We start from the raw sequence: 19,654 nt of genomic DNA, 5'->3' as shown, positions 1-19,654 counted from the left end.
GGGGTTCAATACACATACTAGCTACTTAAAATAAATAATTTTATTTCCTAAACCTCCAAAACTGTGTATGTAAAAAAAAGATTTTTTAGTATTGGTCTTTTATTTTTCCTTTTATTTAACTTAAGTACTAATTCACAATCTAGAGCAGTAATTTCTGGAGTTATTTCTGATGAATTTGGAGGTATTTTACCAGGTGCTAAAGTTAGTATTGAAGGGACAGATAATGTAACTACTTCTGATACCAATGGTAATTATAAATTAGAAGTGGAAGCAGGTATTTATATTATAAACGTAAGTTTTATAATGTATAATAGTGCCTCAAAATCAATTCAAGTTGATCTAGAAAATAATATTATTCTGGACTTTACACTCTCTGCTGGTTTTTCAATAGACGAACCTATATCTCTAGGATCGAGAGCTCAACCTAGATCATTATTAGAAACTACCGTTCCCGTAGATATCATTTCTCCTGAACAAATCACAAAATCACCTCAATTAGAATTGAGTCAAGTTTTACATTTTCTAATTCCATCCTTTCACTCTACCCATCAAACAATTTCTGACGGTACTGACCATATAGATCCTACTAGTTTAAGAGGGTTAGGTCCTGATCAAGTATTAGTACTTGTAAATGGAAAACGAAGGCATTCAAGTTCTTTACTAAATGTAAATGGCACCGCTGGTAGAGGAAGTGTAGGTACAGACTTTAATGCGATCCCAATTACTGCTATAGATCGCATAGAAATTTTAAGAGATGGTGCTACCTCCCAATATGGTTCTGATGCTATAGCTGGTGTAATTAATATTATACTGAAAAAACAAACTGATGTTATCGATTTAAATACACAATTTGGCACCAATACTGAAGGAGATGGTAAAACAAGTTATTTTGGAATCAATTTTGGTACACAAATAGGTAAAGAGGGATTTTTAAATTTAACTGGAGAATTTAGACAAAGAACTCCAACTAATAGAGCAGGTAATTACACAGGTAGTGTGTATAGTAATGACCCTAACCTAGATGCTCAGCTTATAAATCAAAACCAATTCTTTTCCAAAACAGGTTATAAAAATCAACAAGTAATGGAAATAGGTAATTCTGCCACACAAAACTTGAGCTTTTTCTTTAACGGAGAATTCTTTATTTCAACAGATACTCGTTTGTATTTCCATGGCGGACGTAATTATAGAGAAGGGATTTCAAAAGGATTTTATCGATTTCCTAAAGATCAAGACAGAGTTGTTTTAGAATTAAATCCTAATGGTTTTTCACCACAAATTGTAACTGATATTATGGATGATGCTATAGTAGCTGGGATAAAGAGTATAAAAAATGATTGGAATATTGATTTTAGTCAATCTATCGGTATTAATACTTTGGGATTTAATGTAGAAAATTCAAATAATGCTTCATTAGGAATCTCTTCCCCCAGAGGATTTAATTCTGGAGGGTTTAAATACCAACAAAGCACAACTAATTTGGATCTATCCCGAAAGTTTGATCAGTTTGGAGACTTGAATATTGCCTTAGGAGGAGAACTTAGGTTAGAAAACTATCAAATTAAAGCTGGAGAAGAGGCTTCATATATAAACGGTGATAGTACTTTTATAGATAGTAATGGCGATGTACAACCAAGAATAACAGGGGCTCAATTATTTCCGGGTATACGTCCTGAGAATGAGTTAAGTCGTTTTCGCACTAATGGATCTGGTTATTTTGATTTAGAAATCAATCCGAGTAAAAAATTACTTTTAGAAGGTGCTCTACGATACGAATTTTATAATGATTTTGGCTCCGAAACCATATGGAAATTAGCTTCTCGATATCGTATTTCTGAAAATCTGAGTCTTAGAGGAAGTTATTCTACGGGCTTTAGAGCTCCTTCTTTACATCAGGTGTACTTTCAAAATGTTAGTAATCAATTTATAGATGGAGACTTTAAACAAGTTGGTACTTTCAACAGTGAAAGTGCTGTTGTTAATGATGCTTTTAACTTAGATGATTTAAAACCCGAACTTTCTGATCATATTAGTTTAGGTATAAGTGGTAAAGTCAATAATACATTTACATTTTCTTTTGATTTTTATCAAATTAATATTGAAGATAGAATTGTTTTATCTGCAAGATTAGAGGACGGTTTTGAAACTATTTTAACTCCTTTTAATGTGAGTTCAGCTCAATTTTTAACGAATGCTATAGACTCTAGAACTAGAGGTTTTGATGCTGTTATTAATTATAAAAATAAAATTGGTTCTGGAGAACTTTACGGTTCTATAGCAGCGAATGTAAACAGTGCCAAGGTAAACAACATACATATTAATAGCTCACTTTCTAGCAATTTAGGAAGTACAGCAATTTTTAATCGTGAAGAAGTAAGTAGAATAGAATCTGCACAACCAAACTTCAAAATTAACACATTGGTTGCTTACGAAATAAACAAAATTGAATTTCGGTTACATAACACTTATTTTGGAGAAGTTTCCTATTTACATCCTAATGATGGTAATAGTAATAACTGGGTTTTAAATGAATTTACTGGAAATATAGAATCTAGAGACCAAACATTTTCTCCAAAAATTTTAACAGACTTTTCAATTGGATACCAGTTGAAAAATTGGTTATATCTTAATGTTGGGGGAAACAATATTTTTAATGTTTATCCTGATCGGCATACACATTCTGCTAATACAAGTGAAGGAAATTTTATTTATAGTAGACGAGTACAGCAATTTGGAGTAAAAGGAGCTAATTATTTTTTCAATCTAAATGTTAAACTATGATTAGATCTATACATAAAAAAACTATTTATACTCTACTATTCTTTTTGAATTTCACTCACCTTACTTCTCAAAACAACGATATAAAACGTCTACAACGAGCTATATTTATATTTAATTTTGCAGAACAAGTTACTTGGCCAACCCCTCTAAATCAAAAAATTACTATTGGAATATTAGGTAAAGATAGTACTGTAGATGATATTAAAAACTTAGCTGAAAAACGTAAAATCAAAAATAAACCTGTACTCGTAAAACAATTTAATAGTATTAGAGATATTAAAAATGTACAGCTCATATTTGTAAATAAGAAGTATGATTTTGACATTAATTATCTACTTCAAAAAATATCAAAACAAGGCATATTACTTGTCACAGAAGACTACACTTATCATACTTCAATGATTAATATTATTAGTGTAAACAATTCATATGCTTATGAAATTAATGAATCGCTTCTTAAGAAAGAAAATTTTAATACCGCTCCAACACTAAAACAATATGCTATAAGTTCTTCTGAAAAGTGGAGGCAACTATATCAAAACAAAAAACTACAACTTGATAAAGTAGAAGAAAAAAAGCAAGAACAAGAAAAACTTATTGAGAATAAAGAACAACAAATTGAGGATCAAAAACAGGAAATAAAGCAACAAAAAAAGAAAATTGAAATTCAAAAAGAAGAACTTACAGATAAAAACAAGTCAATCTTACAACAAAATCAAGCCTTAGAAGCACTATTAGATGAAACAGAGTTACAGGAAAAAAAGTATAACGAAAAATTAAAAATTGAAAAGCAATTAGAAGAACGTATTAAAAATCAACTGAAAGATATTAAACAACAACAAGAAAATATTACTTCTATTAACAATGAAATTCTGAACCAACAAATAAAATTAGAAAAACAAAAGGAAGAAATAATAGAAAAAGAAAGTATATTAAAAGAACAAAACATCAAATTAAATACACAAAAAACTATTTCATATTTACTTATAACTTTATTTTCTCTGGCATTGTTAATATGTTTTATAGTATATAGAAGCTATAAATCGGTTAAAAAATTCAATAGTAAACTAGCTTCTAAAAATGATAAAATATATAAGCAATCCGTATTATTAGAATCAAAAAATAAAGAATTAGAACAGTTTGCCTACATTACTAGCCATGACCTTAAAGAACCTCTAAATACTATTGCTAGTTTTTCTAAAATTTTACAAGAAGACTACAAGAGTAATTTAGATGATAACGGATTAATAATACTCGATTTTATTGCTAGTTCAAGTACAAGAGGTTTAAGTTTTATTGATGCCTTATTAGAATACTCCCGCTTAGGAGAATCTGAAGTTACTGATATAGATTGTAATGCTATAGTTAATCATGTTAGTATTGATTTGTCTAATGTTATTAGTCGTAATAAAGCTATAATTACTAAAGAAAATCTTCCCCATATTAAAGGATCCACTATAGAGCTACGATTGGTTTTTCAAAATTTAATAAATAATGCCATAAAGTTTAGAAAAAAAGAAACATCTCCTCAAGTCTATATTAGTTGCGAGAAAGTTACTCCTGAAGGACAAACTTCTGATTTCTGGCAGTTTTCCATAGCTGATAACGGCATAGGAATCCCAGAGAAATTTAAGGAACGAATATTTGTTATTTTTCAACGATTACACACTAAAGAACAATATGAAGGTACTGGAATAGGGTTAGCTTATTGCAAAAAAATTATTGAATCTTTAGGAGGTGAAATTTGGTTTGACTCTGAAGTAGGAAAGGGAACTACATTTTACTTTACTATTCCTATATAACTTTAATTTGGTAAAAAAGAAAACATCCTTTACTCGCTCAATGTAAAGGATGTTATTTCCCCCAATATTCGTACAGTAAGTTAGTTTCTATTGTACGATTATATAGTTTTATACAATTTTGATAAATCTAGTATTATTAATTTTTTGGATTAAATAGTTGAACTAATTAATAATATTAAGTTTGGTTTCAAAATTGCTTGTTGTATTTACAACTTTCTTCCACTCAAATATATAAAAAAAACACAAAACACTGAAAAAATAACACAAATCTATTCTACACTTAAAGAAAAAAGACATTTTAAGATATTTTTTTAACAAAAAAAGCACCTCGGAATGAGGTGCTTAAGCTTAAGAACAAAACTAGTTCAATAACTAATCGCTAGGGGGATTAAATTATTAATATAAATTGGGAATTATTTTAAAATTTACTAGTCATGTTTTCTTAAGCTATTACTTGGACCATATTATTTAATTAATGTAATAATTTATATTCTTCAGGAGACATTCCTGTATTTAGCTTAAACAACCGTTTAAAATAATTTGGAAACCTAAAACCTAATTTCTTTGATAGTTCTTCTGAAGAAATATCACGCTCAGTTAAAATAATTTTAGCTTTATCAATTATAAAGTTATAAATGTATGTTTTAGCATTTTTACCCGTTTGTTTTTCTAACAAATCACTTAAATAATTTAATGATAAGCCTACTTTCTCTGCTAAAAATTTAACTTTAGGTATGCCTTTTTCAGTTAAATAATTTAAGTCATAATATTCCTGTAATAACAAATTAACTTGAAGTATAATATTATTATTATGAACTGATCTTGTATTAAATTGTCGTTCATAAAATCGAGCACACAAGTTTAGTAATAACTCTAAAGTAGAAACAATCACAGTCTGACTGTGATTATCAATACGTTCATTAACTTCATTTTTGATTAAATCAATACAATTTAAAATGATTCGTTCCTCTGAATCTGATAAATGTAAGGCTTCATCAGGCGCGTAAAAAAAGAAATTATAATTATCTATTTTATCTTCTAAAGAAGTATTTCTAAACAAATCAGAATGGAATACCAACATCCAACCTTCTAACTCATTTGGATAACTAGAATTTTTTAAAATAACAGTCTCGTTAGGCTCAGTAAACCTCATCACACTTTCATCGAAATCATAAGGCTTTCTTCCATAAAAAAATCCGCAACGTTTGTCTTTCAAAGAAACCGTGTATAAATCTAATTTATATGCAACATCAATACCTTCTCTATTTTTTTTCCATTCCGAAGCTTGAACTACACTAACCAAAGGATGTTTAGGTTTTGAAAAACCAAAAGATCGGTGCAATTGAGTTATAGATTGTATGTTAGGGGAACCTTTACTCATTTATAATTATACGTTATATTAACAAATATCTCCATTTTGTTTAATATTATGCAACACAAAATGAATAAAACCAAACATAAAATCACTTTAACTATTTGACTTTTAACATTTCTGTTTTTTTTAATACAACGTTAAAATTATTGACTTTAGTATATCAAAAAACTGATAACATCATTATAATCAAAGATTTAAAAACAAAAAATATATCAGGATTAAAAACTCCTATTTTATCATTCCCTTAGAAGCCCTTTTAGCTTATCTAACATCTTACGCATTTCGTTATAAGAATCTAAATTCATTGCGTTTTCATGTTTTACTTTATCTAAATAACTTTGAAGTTGTTCAATGTTTTCTCTTTTCTCTTTATCAAGAGGAGTATTTTTATGTATACCTACAACTTTTTCAAAATGAGGTAGTAATTTTTTATGCAATACACTCATGTTGTTTTTAAGAATGTATCCTGAAGCACCAGAAAGAATTGAATTAGCAGCTAACTCTTCATCATTAATTGTTCCAGTTACAAAAACTAAAGGGATACGATGTTGAGCTTGGGTATTAATATACTTTAAAATCTCAAAACCATTAAATCCTTGCAATCGATAATCACATAAAATTATATCTGGATTACTTTTTTCTAGCGCTATGATGAAGTCTTGAAATGTATCTACACAAATAATTTCAGGAGAAGCTACAACTTTTTTAATTTGTATTTCTATTAAAGCAGCATCAGCAGGATTGTCTTCTACCATTAAAATTTTTATAATATCCTGAATCATTTTACACATTCATTTTTGTAAATTTACTAAAATCTAATTTCTCCTCAAATAATTAACCGAATTATAAAACACCTAAAATCAATTTTTTACAACATTGATTACACATTTAACATTAACTCTAAAAATATTTATATATGAGAGAAAAAGAGTTAGAGAAGGAAGTGTTAGCTTTAAAAGCAAAACTTAATGAAACTGAAGCTCAATTAAGAGATAGAGACAAGATATTACGTGTTATACTAGAAGACACTATGACTGGTTTTTGGGACTGGTCCATACAAGAAAACATAGAATATTTATGTCCTACTTTTAAAAAAATGTTTGGGTATGCTGATGATGAAATGCCTAACCATCCTGATTCATGGCAAAAAATTGTACACCCAGATGATCTTCCTCTTGTATTTGAAGCATTAAATAAACATATAGAGTCTAAAGGAGAACTTCCTTACAGTAGTGAAGTTAGATATTACCATAAAGATGGCACGATAGTTTGGGTATATTGTAAAGGTAAAGTAATTGAATGGGATGCTGCTGGAAAGCCTTTACGGATGGTAGGATGTCATATCAATATTACACCTTTAAAAAACGCCTTAAATAAAGTTTTAGAACATCAGGAAGAACTTAAAATCAAGAATAAAGAACTTGAACACTTCGCATACATTGCTTCTCATAATCTAAATGAGCCCATACGTACAATAGACAGTTTTGTAGAAATTATAAAAGAAGAGTATCATAATCCTGAAGATAAAAACTTAAGTACTTATTTCTCATTTATACATGATGCATCCTTAAGAATGCAAGGCATGATTAGCAACTTATTAGACTATTCTAGGTTAGGTAAAAACAGAAACTTTTACAACGCTGATACTAATCAAATCATCAAAGATGTTATTATGGATCTAAATGGTTTGATAAGAAAAACAGATACAGTCATTTCAATACCTGAATTACCTAAAATGGATTGTTTACCTTCAGAAATTAGACTTGTTTTTCAGAACCTAATTGCAAATGGTATAAAGTTTCAAACTATAGATTCAAAACCTAAAATAACTATTAGCTGGAAAAATAAATTTAACTTTTATGAGTTTTGTGTAGAAGATAATGGTATTGGAATACCTAATGATAAACTAAAAGACATTTTTCAAATTTTTACAAGATTACACAATTTTTCAAAATATGAAGGGCAAGGTATAGGCTTGGCTTTTTGTAAAAAAATCATTGAAATACATGAAGGAAAAATTTGGGTTGAATCTAGTTTAAATAAAGGAAGTCGATTTTACTTTACCATTTCTAAAACACTCAAAGCAAGCCTAAATTAACATGAAAAAAAAGTTAAAATCTATATTACTAATAGACAATTCAGAAGCAGATATTTTTCTAATGTCTAGAGTAATAAAAAAATCAGATTTTTTTGACAAAATTTTAGTTAGTTACAATGCTCAAGAAGCCTTAGATATGTTATTTACAAATAATGAAAAAGAGTGTATTCATCCTGATTTAATTCTTTTAGACATTAATATGCCTGGTATGACTGGTTGGGATTTTTTAGATGAGTATATAAAGCTTTCTGAAAAAATAAAAACAAACACAATTATATGTATGATTAGTACCTCTGAAGCTATTGAAGATAAGGAAAAAGCTAATCAGTATGATATTTTAAACGCCTTTATCAATAAACCTTTAACACTAGAAGAATTTATATCCATCATCAATACAAACTTCGCTGATTATTGTGAGAACTAAAGAGATTAATGCTTTTGTCTATATTGTTGAGGTGTCATACCTGTTTTAGCTTTAAATAATCTACTAAAATAATGAGGATAATTAAAGCCTAGATTATACGCTAGTTCACTTACAGATGTATTATCTTTTAGTAACAACGTTTTCGCTTTATCTATAATATAATGATTAATGTAGTCTTTAGCACTTTTACCTGTTTCTTTCTTCAATACTTCACTTAAATAATTAGCTGAAAAACCAATTTCATTTGCTAAATTTTCGACACTTGGTATCCCTTCTTTAGTTAAATACCCCGTAGTATAGCATTCTTTCAAAAAACTATTTACTTGGGTAACTACATAATTACTCTCTAAAGGTCTACTATCAAACTGTCTCTCATAAAATCTGTTACAAAAGTTTAAAAGCAGGTCTAAAATTGAAACAACTACTGATTTACTATAATTATCTTCTGTATGACTAGTTTCAATACGTAAAAACTCTATACAGTTTGTTACTATTTCTTGCTCTTTACTAGATAAAAATAATGCCCGATCTGTATCGTGATAAAAAAATCGATATTCCTCTATTTTTTGTTCTAAAAACGTATTTCTTATTACATCTGGATGAAAAATAAGCAACCAACCTTCTACATCATTGAGTTTTTCAGTTTTAGATAAATAAAGAGTCTGGTTAGGAGCTGTGAATGTCATTACACCTTCATCAAAATCATAATTTTTTCTACTAAAATATAAACCATAATTTTTGTCTTTCAACATTATAGAATACATATCTAAAACAAATTGCTTACCTAAGCATTGTTCTATAACTTGTAACTTTTCAATTGGTATGATATGTATAAATGAATGTTTAGGTTCTTTTAGTTCTAAAATCTCAAATAATTGATTTACAGAACCTATTACGAGTATATCATTACTCATTATTTTAGGGGTGATATTAATTATTAGTTAACATCAAAATTGTAATTTTTTTGTATTAACAACTAACACAAATTACCTTTTGTTAAACATAATATCAATAAAAAGCGAATCTTAAAAGTATGATAAAAACACTCTCTAATTTTCGTATTTTTTCCTGTACACTTGTGGGGTAACTCCTGTTTTAGCTTTGAATAGTCTACTAAAATAATGAGGGTAATTAAACCCAAGTTCATATGCTAATACACTTACAGAAATGTTACGATTCATTAATAACGTTTTTGCTTTATCTATCACAAAGTAATTAATATACTCTTTAGCACTCTTACCTGTTTCTTTCTTTAATAAGTCACTTAAGTAATTAGGAGATAAGTTCACATTTTTAGCTAAATATTCCACATTAGGTATACCTTCTTCTGCTAACAAACCTTCTCTATAATATTTTTTTAAAAGTGAGTTTACCTGAGTAACTATATAATTATTTTGGGTAGATCTTGTATTAAACTGTCTCTCATAAAACCTGTTACACAAATTAAATAGAAGATTTAATATTGAAACTAAAACAACTCTACTATGATTATCTTCTTTTTTACTTATCTCTTCTTTAATTAAATCCAAACACTCATTTATTGTATCTTGTTCGCTATCTGATAAGTGTAAAGCTTCTTGAGTATCGTATGAGAAAAATTTATAATTCTCTATTGTTTCTGCTAAAGAAGAATTTTTTATCAAATCTGGATGTATAAATAACATCCAACCTTTCATTATATTTAACTCATTTATTTCCGTAAATCTAAGCACTTGATTGGGCGCAGAAAACACCATTACTCCTTCTCCAAAATCATAATTTTTTCTTCCAAAAAAAACTCCAGAAGCTTCATCTTTCAACGTCATGCAATACATATCTAATACAAACTCTTGTTGTAATAGTTCTTGATCTGTCTTTAATGTTGCCATATCAATAATGGCAATTAATGGATTTGTCGGTTTTTTAAATCCGAATAATTCTGATAATTCAACAATAGATTTTACCTGTATCATTTCTTTTAAAATTGATAATACTTTTATTACTGCAAAAAAGAATCAATAGGGAATTTAGTACTTATTTTGCCTAGAAAACTGACATTTAAAAAAGAATAATTTAATTTTTACTAAATCAACAGTGTTTAACTGTATATGTTCGTATATATTGGGATTACAAAACTACGATTAAAAATCATATTTAACTAAATGATTTTCAAAAAAATACAAAAAATTATTAACATTTTCTGATAATCTAATTTATACAAATCAACGATATTCTTCAATCCCTCTATTCCCTATGGCACTAAACAAAAATAACACCAAATAAGTCCATACTATTTTTTTTTCTCCTAGGGGAATACTTACACATAGCACTCTCTCATATACTTCTTGTTTTCAATCGAAATAGTAAAAATCAATTCGATTTTTACAGTTAAAAATGTATCTTTGTATACTTATTCATTAATTTTTGATATGAAAATTATAATAGCCGGAGCTGGTGATGTAGGGTTTCATCTGGCTAAGCTGCTATCTTACGAATCTCAAGATACTTACATCGTCGATTTAGATGGTGACAAGCTAAGTTATATAAATAACCACTTAGATGTTATTACTAAAAGAGGTGATGCAACATCTATAAAACTTCTTAAAGAAATTGGAATTAGTTCAACTGATCTATTACTTGCAGTTACTGAAAACCAAAACACTAACTTTACTATTGCTGTTATAGGAAAAGCTTTGGGAGTTAAAAAAACTATTGCTAGAATTAAGAATCCTGAATTTTTAAGTAGTGATATTATTGATTTCAAAGATTTTGGTGTAGACTTTATGATTTCACCAGAGGAATTAGCCGCTGAAGAGATAAAATTACTACTACATCAATCTTCTTTTAATGATACTGTAGCTTTCGAAAATGGTCTTTTTAATGTAATGGGAACTACCTTAGGATATAAATCTCCTATCTTAGATCTTTCAGTAAAAGAAGCCAAAGAAAAATTTAATATGGTAGATTTTATTACCATAGCTATAAAGAGAGAAGGAATTGCACAAACTATTATTCCTAGAGGAGACACACAATATAAATTAAACGATCAGGTATACTTTTCAGTACCTAATTATAGTATTGAAAAACTTTATCCTATTATTGGTAAAGAACATCTTGCCATTAAAAATGTAATGATTTTAGGAGGAAGTAGTGTTGGAAAAAAGACGGCTCGTAATTTATGTAAAGACAACTTTAAAGTAAAATTAGTTGAGAAAAATAAAGATAAAGCTTTAACATTAGCTGAAGATTTAAGATCTACTTTAGTGATTAATGGAGATGGAAGAGATCTTGAGCTACTTGAAGAAGAAAATATTAGAGACATGGATGCTTTTATTGCTGTTACAGGCGATTCTGAAACAAACATCATGTCATGTTTAGTCGCAAAATCTAAAGGTGTAAAGAAAACAGTGGCTTTAGTAGAGAATATGGATTATATAAGCATTTCTCAAACTATAGGTATAGACACTCTTATTAATAAAAAACTTATTGCAGCTAGTAATATTTTCCGTCATATCCGAAAAGGAGAAATTCTAGCTTTAGCAAACCTACATAATATAGATGCTGAAGTTTTCGAATTTGAAGTTCAACACGGAGCAAAAGTTACTGAAAAACCTATTAGAGAACTGCGTTTTCCTAGGGAAGCTGTTTTCGGAGGAATTATACGTAATGGTAATGCATTAATGTCTTTTGGAGATATGCATATTCAAGCTGGTGATCATGTTATCGTTTTCTGTTTACCAGAAGCAATTTCAACTGTAGAAGATTTATTTAACTAATGGAGAACTTAAATCTTAAACTCATCTTTCGTTTTTTAGGAGTCACAGCCATCTTGAATGGTGTATTCATGTGGGTAGCTATTCCTTTTAGTTTTTATTTTAAAGAAACTGATGTTGTTTTAGGAATTTTAAGTTCAGGTATAATGACTATTTCTTTAGGAGCTGTATTGTACTTTTTCAACAAACCAACAAATAAGAATTTACAAAAAAAAGAAGGTTATTTAATTGTAACACTAGGTTGGATTACATTGACCATTACTGGAATGTTACCTTATTTAATGACTGGAAGTATACCTTCTATTATTAATGCACTTTTTGAAACCATTTCTGGGTATTCTACTACTGGTTCTTCAATTTTAACAGATATAGAAAGTATGCCTAAAGGTATTTTGTTCTGGAGAAGTGCAACACATTGGATTGGAGGAATGGGAATTATTGTATTAACTATTGCTATTTTACCTCTATTAGGAATTGGTGGTATGCAGCTATTTATGGCTGAAGCACCAGGCCCATCTGCAGATAAGCTACATCCTAGAATTACAGATACCGCCAAACGTTTATGGTTAATTTATGTTGGATTAACAATTACTCAATTTCTTTTACTAAAAGTTGCTGGAATGACTTGGTATGATGCGATAAATCATGCAATGGCTACTGTTAGTACTGGAGGTTTTTCTACTAAAAATGCTAGTGTTGCCTATTGGAACGGCATGCCTTTAGTTCAGTATATTATCATCTTTTTCATGTTTATAGCTGGTACCAATTTCGTACTTACCTATTTTGCTTTAAAAGGAAAAATTCGAAAAGTAATACAAAGTGAAGAATTTAAATATTATGGTTTAGGTATTTTATTTATAACCATATTAGTAACAGTATCTATTCTCTTTTTTAAAGATCCCTCGTTACAAAGTTCGATAGAACACCCAATGATATTAGGCAAAACTGAAAGTGCCTTTAGACACGCTCTATTTTCTATTATTTCAGTAGTTACTACTACTGGTTTTGTATCCGCTGATTTTACTATGTGGAGTTATTTTATCACCGCCATCTTCTTTGCTTTATTTTTTGTTGGTGGTTCTGCAGGATCTACATCTGGAGGAGTAAAGGTTGTGAGACACATAGTAATGTTAAAAAATAGCTTTTTAGAGTTTAAAAAGACATTACATCCTAATGCAATCATTCCTGTTCGTTACGACGGCAAAGCTGTAAAACAAACTATTGTTTTTAATATCATCTCTTTCTTCATCTTATACATGTTAATTTTTATTGTAGGTGCTGTAGTCTTAGCACTTATGGGATTAGATATTAAATCTGCTCTAGGTGCTTGCGCTTCTTCTCTTGGAAATATCGGTCCTGCTATAGGAAGTGTTAGTCCTGTAGATAATTTTGCCCACTTATCTAATAGTGCCAAATTGTTCTGTTCTTTCTTAATGTTAATTGGACGTTTAGAGTTATTTACTGTACTTATTTTATTTACTCCTTTTTTCTGGAAGAAAAACTAGATCTTCCATTCTATTTTTAGAATCAGATTTTCTGTTTTTTTATATAGAAATCCACACTCATAACTGAATATGGCACGCTTGTGATCAGTTATCACACGCTCACGTCCCAAAAACCAATAAATAGGCTTTATCGTTACACACTTATTCCTTTTATGTAAACGCCTATAATCAAAAAACCAACACTCAAGAAAAAAAATAGCACTTCAGTTTTTTTCCTAATTAAATTTGATTGGGGACAACATATTACTCTTTATTAATCAAGCATTAAAAAGTGTAATCTATCTATAAAATTACTAACTTTTAAACTTTATTATTATGGATCCATTTTTAGGACAAATTCAAACATTCGGATTTAATTTTGCACCGCGTGGGTGGTCAACTTGCTCAGGCCAATTACTAGCTATTGCTTCTCATTCTGCTTTATTTTCTTTATTAGGCACTACTTATGGTGGAGACGGGAGAACAACTTTTGCATTACCAGACTTAAGAGGGCGTAGTATTGTTGGTGTAGGCCACGGGGCTGGGCTTTCTACAATTACTTGGGGTGAAAGAGGTGGTATAGAATACAAGACTTTAAATATTCTTGAAATGCCATCACATAACCACATCTTTGATCCAACAAGTACTATTGATGTAAGTGTTTCTACACTAAATAATGGTAGTGCTACAAATGAAACAGGTAACGGTGAGAATATTTTAGGTACAGAAGATGCAAGTCTTCCTGAAATATATAGAGAACCAGGAAGTGGTACTGCAGGTAAATTAGGAGGTGTTACAGTTACTGGATCAGCCTCTGGAACAATCACGCATGCTGGTGGTAGTCAATCATTCAATATTAGAAATCCATTTTTAGGTATGTATGTATGTATTGCTATGGTTGGAATTTTCCCTTCTAGAAGCTAAAACATTATCAATTAAGGCTCATTCTATATGGGCCTTAAATTTCAACTATTATTTTATTATGGAATTACAAAAAATCGGGGTACTACTTCCACAGTCTAAACAATATCCAACCATGGCAAAAGAATTCATGAATGGATTAAAGTTATCATTATCTGATCATTATAAATTATGTATTGAAGGTATAGGATTAGGGAATGAAGCTGAAAACATAGTTAATGCATCTCAAAAACTAATAAATCAAGAAGAAGTAGTAGTAACTACAGGAATTCTAGGACATCGAGATTTAAGTAAAGTACTAGATTTTTTTGATAACATGGAAGAATCATTGGTTTATACAGACTTTGGTGCTACCAAACCTTTAAACTTAGACAGTAGACAACATATTTTCTGCAACTCTCTAGATTTATATAACGCTACGTATTCACTTGGTAAATACTTTATAGATAAAGGAATTAAACATGTAGGAACTTCTACATGTTTCTATGAATCTGGTTATGGTTTTATTGAAGCTATACAAGATGCTTTATATGAAAAAAATGAAGCTGAATTCTCAGGACATTTTGTAACTCCATTACATCCAAGAGAAAATGAAGCTGAATTAATGACTCAATTTGTAGACGTTACTAAACCTGATGTATTATTTGCTTTTTACAATGGAGTTTATGCAGAGGAACACGCTGATTTTTTACATAAAAATAAAGTTAACAGCTCAACACCACTTTACACATTACCTTTTTCTATAAATAACAAAATACTTTCTAAGTATCCTCAATTATTTGATACTACAAAATACATATCTTCTTGGCACAGTAATTTAATGACTGATGACAATATTAACTTTATTGCATCATACAAAGAAAAGTATAATAAAACCCCAAGTATATTTTCCGTTTTAGGATTTGAAAATGGATTAATTATCAACAATAAACTTAAAAAGAAAACAAACTCAACCCTAAATAAGGTATTAGGACCAAGAGGAATTATAAATACCGATATTACAACAAATAGATTCTCTCCAAATCAACATTTATGGGAAATAAAGTGGGTAGAAAACTCATATCAGTTTCAATATACAGAAACGCTTACACATAACAACATTATAAAAACAACAGATAACGACGAAAATAAAGGATGGCACAATTCTTATCTATGCCATTAAAAATCATATATTTATAATATATTAACTTAATCCTAACAACATGAAAAAAACAATACTGTTTATAATTTTTACTATCATACTCAATATCCCTCAGGTTTTTTCACAATTAGCTGCTGGCGATATTGCTATAATAGGATACAATACTGATTCCCCTGATGGCTTTAGTTTTATTACATTAACCGATATACCCGCAAGTGAAGTAATTTTTTTCACAGAGCAAGGTTGGAGTGATATTACAAATACTTGGGTTGGAAATACAGAACCTCATTTCCAATATACCGCTCCTGCAGGCGGATTATCTTGTGGGACTATTGTCAGTATCATTGAAACCACCACTGATTCCTTTGCTATAACAGGAGGAGGTAGCATTAGCCTTGTAACCCTAGCTGGTACTGGCTTCAATTTATCTGGCGGAGATCAAATACTAATATACCAAGCTGCCACCGCTAAACCTGCATCAGCAGCAGACATTACTTTTATCACTGCTTTGAATGGAGATATATCTCTTGATACAGATGGGTGGAACTCGAACTTAACTTCTACTTCTACTACAAGATCTTCTCTACCACCAGGACTTACAAATGGCACCAATGCTGTAGGATTATTCCCTCCAGGAACAACAGAAAGAAATAATGCAAAATACACAGGTACCTTAACTGGAAATTCATCTGCTTTAAGCATCTCCATAAACAACAGAAATAACTGGTCTGTTAACGACGGGACAAACTTAGGCATCACTCCTTCTGACTACTCTGGCGTGAGTGTAACTTGTTCTGCCCCTTGTGATGCTTCATTTTCTTATGCTTCTTCATCCTATTGTGTTAACGGATCAGACCCAAGCCCTACCATAACAGGAACTACAGGAGGTACATTTAGTTCTACTTCTGGACTAAGTATAGCTTCTAACGGAACCATTGATTTGTCTGCTTCTACACCAAATACCTATACTGTAACTTATACCGCTTCAGTAGGATGTTCTGAAGATGTATCTATAACAATCACCGCTGCGGACGATGCAAGTTTTAGTTACAGCTCTTCTAGCTACTGTAAAGACGCTTCTGATCCTTCTCCTACAATCACAGGATTAACAGGAGGAAGTTTTAGTTCAACATCAGGATTAAGTATTGCTACCAATGGAACAATTGATGTATCTGCTTCAACTGCTGGAACATATACTGTTACCTACACTACAGCAGGAACTTGTCCTAATTCTAGTACAGCGAGCATCACAATTAATAACTTAGATAATGCCTCTTTTGCTTATGGGGCTTCTTCATATTGTGTAGACGCTTCCGATCCTTCTCCTACAATTTCAGGACTAACAGGTGGAAGTTTTAGCTCAACATCAGGATTAAGTATCGCTACAAACGGTACAATTGATGTATCTGCTTCAACTCCTGGAACATATACAGTAACATATACTACAGCAGGAACTTGCCCGAATTCTAGTACAGCAAGTGTAACGATTAATGCTTTAGATGATGCTTCTTTTAGTTATGGTTCGTCTTCATATTGTAAAGATGCTTCAGATCCTTCTCCTACTATTACAGGATTAACAGGTGGAAGTTTTAGTTCAACATCAGGATTAAGTATTGCTACAAACGGTACAATTGATGTATCAGCATCTACTGCTGGGACATATACTGTTACCTACACTACAGCAGGGACTTGTCCAAATTCAAGTACAGCGAGCATCACAATTAATAACTTAGATAATGCTTCTTTTGCTTATGGAGCTTCTTCATATTGTGTAGACGCTTCCGATCCTTCTCCTACAATTTCGGGACTAACAGGTGGAAGTTTTAGCTCAACATCAGGATTAAGTATTGCTACAAACGGTACAATTGATGTATCCGCTTCAACTCCTGGAACATATACAGTAACATATACTACAGCAGGAACTTGCCCGAATTCCAGTACAGCAAGTGTAACTATTAATGCTTTAGATGATGCTTCTTTTAGTTACGGTTCTTCTTCATATACAATTGACGATGCTGATCCTTCTCCAACAATTAGTGGATTAACAGGAGGAAGCTTTAGTTCAACTCCTGGATTAAGTATTGCTTCCAATGGAATTATAGACCTTTCTGCTTCTACACCTAATACATACACAGTAACTTACACAACTGCTGGCACTTGTCCAAATTCAAGTACTTTTGATGTAACGGTTACTTTTAGTACATATACATGGACGGGGGCAATAAATAACTCTTGGGAACAACCTGGTAACTGGAATACAAATGTCGCACCTCATAGCACTGGTGATGTTATTATACCTTCTGGTTTAACCAGTTACCCTACTATTTCTTCGGCTGTAACTGTGGGTACCATTAGTATAGCATCTGGTGCATCCTTAATTGCAAATGCATCAGTAACAGGTACAACTACATACACAAGAAACTTACCAACAACAAATTGGTATTTAGTTTCTGCTCCAGTATCTGGTGAAACTCAAGAAGATATTATTAATAATCCTAGTCATAACTTTGCAACTGGTAGTGGCTCAAATATTGGTATTGGCGCATTTACAAATAATGGTACTGATCCATGGGTTTATGCTACTTCAGCCACAACTGGTCCTTTGGTTTCAGGTGCAGGAGTATCTATGAAATTAGCCGCAACCGGAGACGTTTCTATTACTGGATCTGTAAATACTACTAATATTAACTTTCCTATTGCTACAGGTACTAGAAATAACTTTAACTTAATAGGTAATCCATTTACTTCTTTTGTTAATTCAAGCACTTTTGCAACCGCTAATACGGGATTACTAAGCGAAGAAACAGTTTGGTTATGGGATGGCTCACAATATATTACTTATAACAACATGAGCTCAATCGAAATAGCTCCTGCCCAAGGTTTCTTTGTAGAAGCTAGTGGTTCAGGTAATGTTACATTTTCTACAGCAAATCAGAGTCATCAATCTTCTGATACATTCTTAAGAGAAACTCCAAAATCTTATTTTGAATTATTTGCTGAAAGTAACGGAAACAAAAAAGCAACCAAAGTTTTCTATCTTGAAGGAAAAACTAAAGGTTTTGATAATGGATATGATTCAAAAATATTTGGAGGTACAAATGATAATTTCACAGTTTATACGCAATTATTAAACGATAACGATGGTCGAAACTTAGCTATTCAAACATTACCTAATGTTGATCATAATACCATGGTTATTCCTGTTGGTTTAATAGCTGAATCAGGAAATCAAATTACTTTTTCTGCTATTTCTGAAAATTTACCTGACGGATTACACATTTATTTAGAAGATAGAATTGAAAGCACTTTTACGAATCTTACTGACACAAATTATAGCATCTCATTAACTGACGCAACAAATGGAATAGGAAGATTCTACATCCATACAAGTGCTAAAAGTTTAAGTTCGGAAGATATTAAAAACAACGTATCTGAAGTGAGTATATATAAATCTGCAAGTAAAGAAATTACAATTGCTGGTTTACAGACTGAAGCTAATGTAAAAATATATTCTACTTTAGGTAAAAGTTTAGTTAATACTCAGATTAACTCTAATGGAATTAGCACAATTGAATTACCTTCTTTTGCTGCAGGTATATATTTAGTAAAACTAACCTCAGATAGGGGCATTGTAACTAAAAAAGTAATTATAGAATAATAATCTTCTAACCCAACTATAATGAAAAAAAATAATCAATATAAAGATGAAATGACTCGTAAAGAAGCATTACAAAAGCTAGGTACTTATGGAAAGTATGCTGCATTAACTGCATTAGGAACATACTTAATATTAAACCCTAAAAAAGCACAAGCTGCTTCTCCAGAACCACCTGGAGGTGGATTTTAAAAAACTAAAAAAGCCTCAAGTATACTTGA

Annotated in this window: 14 protein-coding genes; 10 read left to right on the top strand and 4 right to left on the bottom strand. The window is 30.5% G+C overall.

Going from position 1 to position 19,654, the window contains the following annotated elements:
- The first annotated feature begins 63 nt into the window (after nt 1-63).
- The gene (locus BVC87_RS11635) at nt 64-2,781 is read left to right on the top strand and encodes a TonB-dependent receptor (RefSeq protein ID WP_234974663.1); all 2,718 of its coding nucleotides are present in this window, start codon (nt 64-66) and stop codon (nt 2,779-2,781) included.
- Nucleotides 2,778-4,583, top strand: coding sequence for a YfiR/HmsC family protein (locus BVC87_RS11630; protein WP_075342559.1), 1,806 nt, complete (start codon nt 2,778-2,780; stop codon nt 4,581-4,583). Before BVC87_RS11635 ends, BVC87_RS11630 begins: the two co-directional genes overlap by 4 nt.
- A gap of 472 nt (nt 4,584-5,055) precedes the next feature.
- Here the strand turns inward: BVC87_RS11630 and BVC87_RS11625 are convergent, their stop codons facing one another.
- Together BVC87_RS11625 and BVC87_RS11620 are read right to left on the bottom strand one after the other, a co-directional pair.
- Nucleotides 5,056-5,964, bottom strand: coding sequence for a helix-turn-helix domain-containing protein (locus BVC87_RS11625; RefSeq protein ID WP_075342558.1), 909 nt, complete (start codon nt 5,962-5,964; stop codon nt 5,056-5,058).
- A gap of 230 nt (nt 5,965-6,194) precedes the next feature.
- Complete coding sequence (locus BVC87_RS11620; RefSeq protein ID WP_075342557.1) at nt 6,195-6,740, bottom strand: response regulator; 546 nt, start codon at nt 6,738-6,740, stop codon at nt 6,195-6,197.
- Nucleotides 6,741-6,874: 134 nt separating this feature from the next.
- Between BVC87_RS11620 and BVC87_RS11615 the strand changes: the two genes are divergently transcribed.
- The gene (locus tag BVC87_RS11615; RefSeq protein ID WP_075342556.1) at nt 6,875-8,056 is read left to right on the top strand and encodes a sensor histidine kinase; all 1,182 of its coding nucleotides are present in this window, start codon (nt 6,875-6,877) and stop codon (nt 8,054-8,056) included.
- A 1-nt stretch (nt 8,057) separates the two neighbouring features.
- Nucleotides 8,058-8,480, top strand: coding sequence for a response regulator (locus BVC87_RS11610; protein WP_075342555.1), 423 nt, complete (start codon nt 8,058-8,060; stop codon nt 8,478-8,480).
- A gap of 5 nt (nt 8,481-8,485) precedes the next feature.
- Here the strand turns inward: BVC87_RS11610 and BVC87_RS11605 are convergent, their stop codons facing one another.
- A complete protein-coding gene (locus BVC87_RS11605) occupies nt 8,486-9,394 on the bottom strand; it encodes a helix-turn-helix domain-containing protein (RefSeq protein ID WP_075342554.1) in 909 nt (302 codons plus the stop codon).
- Between the two features lie 135 nt (nt 9,395-9,529).
- The gene (locus BVC87_RS11600; protein ID WP_075342553.1) at nt 9,530-10,432 is read right to left on the bottom strand and encodes a helix-turn-helix domain-containing protein; all 903 of its coding nucleotides are present in this window, start codon (nt 10,430-10,432) and stop codon (nt 9,530-9,532) included.
- 456 nt (nt 10,433-10,888) lie between these two features.
- On the opposite strand from BVC87_RS11600, the gene trkA reads away from it, so the two are divergent.
- From trkA to BVC87_RS23695, 6 genes are all read left to right on the top strand, one after another.
- Nucleotides 10,889-12,235, top strand: coding sequence for a Trk system potassium transporter TrkA (gene trkA / locus BVC87_RS11595; protein ID WP_075342552.1), 1,347 nt, complete (start codon nt 10,889-10,891; stop codon nt 12,233-12,235).
- Complete coding sequence (locus tag BVC87_RS11590; RefSeq protein ID WP_075342551.1) at nt 12,235-13,737, top strand: TrkH family potassium uptake protein; 1,503 nt, start codon at nt 12,235-12,237, stop codon at nt 13,735-13,737. Before trkA ends, BVC87_RS11590 begins: the two co-directional genes overlap by 1 nt.
- A gap of 315 nt (nt 13,738-14,052) precedes the next feature.
- Nucleotides 14,053-14,640 (top strand): phage tail protein, encoded by a 588-nt coding sequence (locus BVC87_RS11585; RefSeq protein ID WP_075342550.1) that lies wholly within the window; start codon nt 14,053-14,055, stop codon nt 14,638-14,640.
- 58 nt (nt 14,641-14,698) lie between these two features.
- Nucleotides 14,699-15,799 carry an ABC transporter substrate-binding protein gene (locus tag BVC87_RS11580; RefSeq protein WP_159439352.1) on the top strand — a complete coding sequence of 367 codons (1,101 nt, stop codon included), beginning with the start codon at nt 14,699-14,701 and terminating at the stop codon, nt 15,797-15,799.
- Between the two features lie 40 nt (nt 15,800-15,839).
- Complete coding sequence (locus BVC87_RS11575; protein ID WP_075342548.1) at nt 15,840-19,436, top strand: beta strand repeat-containing protein; 3,597 nt, start codon at nt 15,840-15,842, stop codon at nt 19,434-19,436.
- Between the two features lie 21 nt (nt 19,437-19,457).
- Nucleotides 19,458-19,625 carry a hypothetical protein gene (locus tag BVC87_RS23695; protein WP_200799185.1) on the top strand — a complete coding sequence of 56 codons (168 nt, stop codon included), beginning with the start codon at nt 19,458-19,460 and terminating at the stop codon, nt 19,623-19,625.
- Nucleotides 19,626-19,654 lie beyond the last annotated feature (29 nt).

Source organism: Tenacibaculum agarivorans (assembly GCF_001936575.1).
GTDB lineage: Bacteria > Bacteroidota > Bacteroidia > Flavobacteriales > Flavobacteriaceae > Polaribacter > Polaribacter agarivorans.
This window is presented reverse-complemented; position numbering and strand designations above follow the sequence as displayed.

Excerpts from the sequence above, each read along its gene's own strand:
- BVC87_RS11575 (WP_075342548.1), top strand. The coding sequence starts at position 15,840 with ATGAAAAAAACAATACTGTTTATAATTTTTACTATCATACTCAATATC.
- BVC87_RS23695 (WP_200799185.1), top strand. The coding sequence starts at position 19,458 with ATGAAAAAAAATAATCAATATAAAGATGAAATGACTCGTAAAGAAGCA.
- BVC87_RS11625 (WP_075342558.1), bottom strand. The coding sequence starts at position 5,964 with ATGAGTAAAGGTTCCCCTAACATACAATCTATAACTCAATTGCACCGA.
- BVC87_RS11630 (WP_075342559.1), top strand. The coding sequence starts at position 2,778 with ATGATTAGATCTATACATAAAAAAACTATTTATACTCTACTATTCTTT.
- BVC87_RS11605 (WP_075342554.1), bottom strand. The coding sequence starts at position 9,394 with ATGAGTAATGATATACTCGTAATAGGTTCTGTAAATCAATTATTTGAG.
- BVC87_RS11580 (WP_159439352.1), top strand. The coding sequence starts at position 14,699 with ATGGAATTACAAAAAATCGGGGTACTACTTCCACAGTCTAAACAATAT.
- BVC87_RS11610 (WP_075342555.1), top strand. The coding sequence starts at position 8,058 with ATGAAAAAAAAGTTAAAATCTATATTACTAATAGACAATTCAGAAGCA.
- BVC87_RS11585 (WP_075342550.1), top strand. The coding sequence starts at position 14,053 with ATGGATCCATTTTTAGGACAAATTCAAACATTCGGATTTAATTTTGCA.
- BVC87_RS11600 (WP_075342553.1), bottom strand. The coding sequence starts at position 10,432 with ATGATACAGGTAAAATCTATTGTTGAATTATCAGAATTATTCGGATTT.
- BVC87_RS11615 (WP_075342556.1), top strand. The coding sequence starts at position 6,875 with ATGAGAGAAAAAGAGTTAGAGAAGGAAGTGTTAGCTTTAAAAGCAAAA.
- trkA (WP_075342552.1), top strand. The coding sequence starts at position 10,889 with ATGAAAATTATAATAGCCGGAGCTGGTGATGTAGGGTTTCATCTGGCT.
- BVC87_RS11590 (WP_075342551.1), top strand. The coding sequence starts at position 12,235 with ATGGAGAACTTAAATCTTAAACTCATCTTTCGTTTTTTAGGAGTCACA.
- BVC87_RS11620 (WP_075342557.1), bottom strand. The coding sequence starts at position 6,740 with ATGATTCAGGATATTATAAAAATTTTAATGGTAGAAGACAATCCTGCT.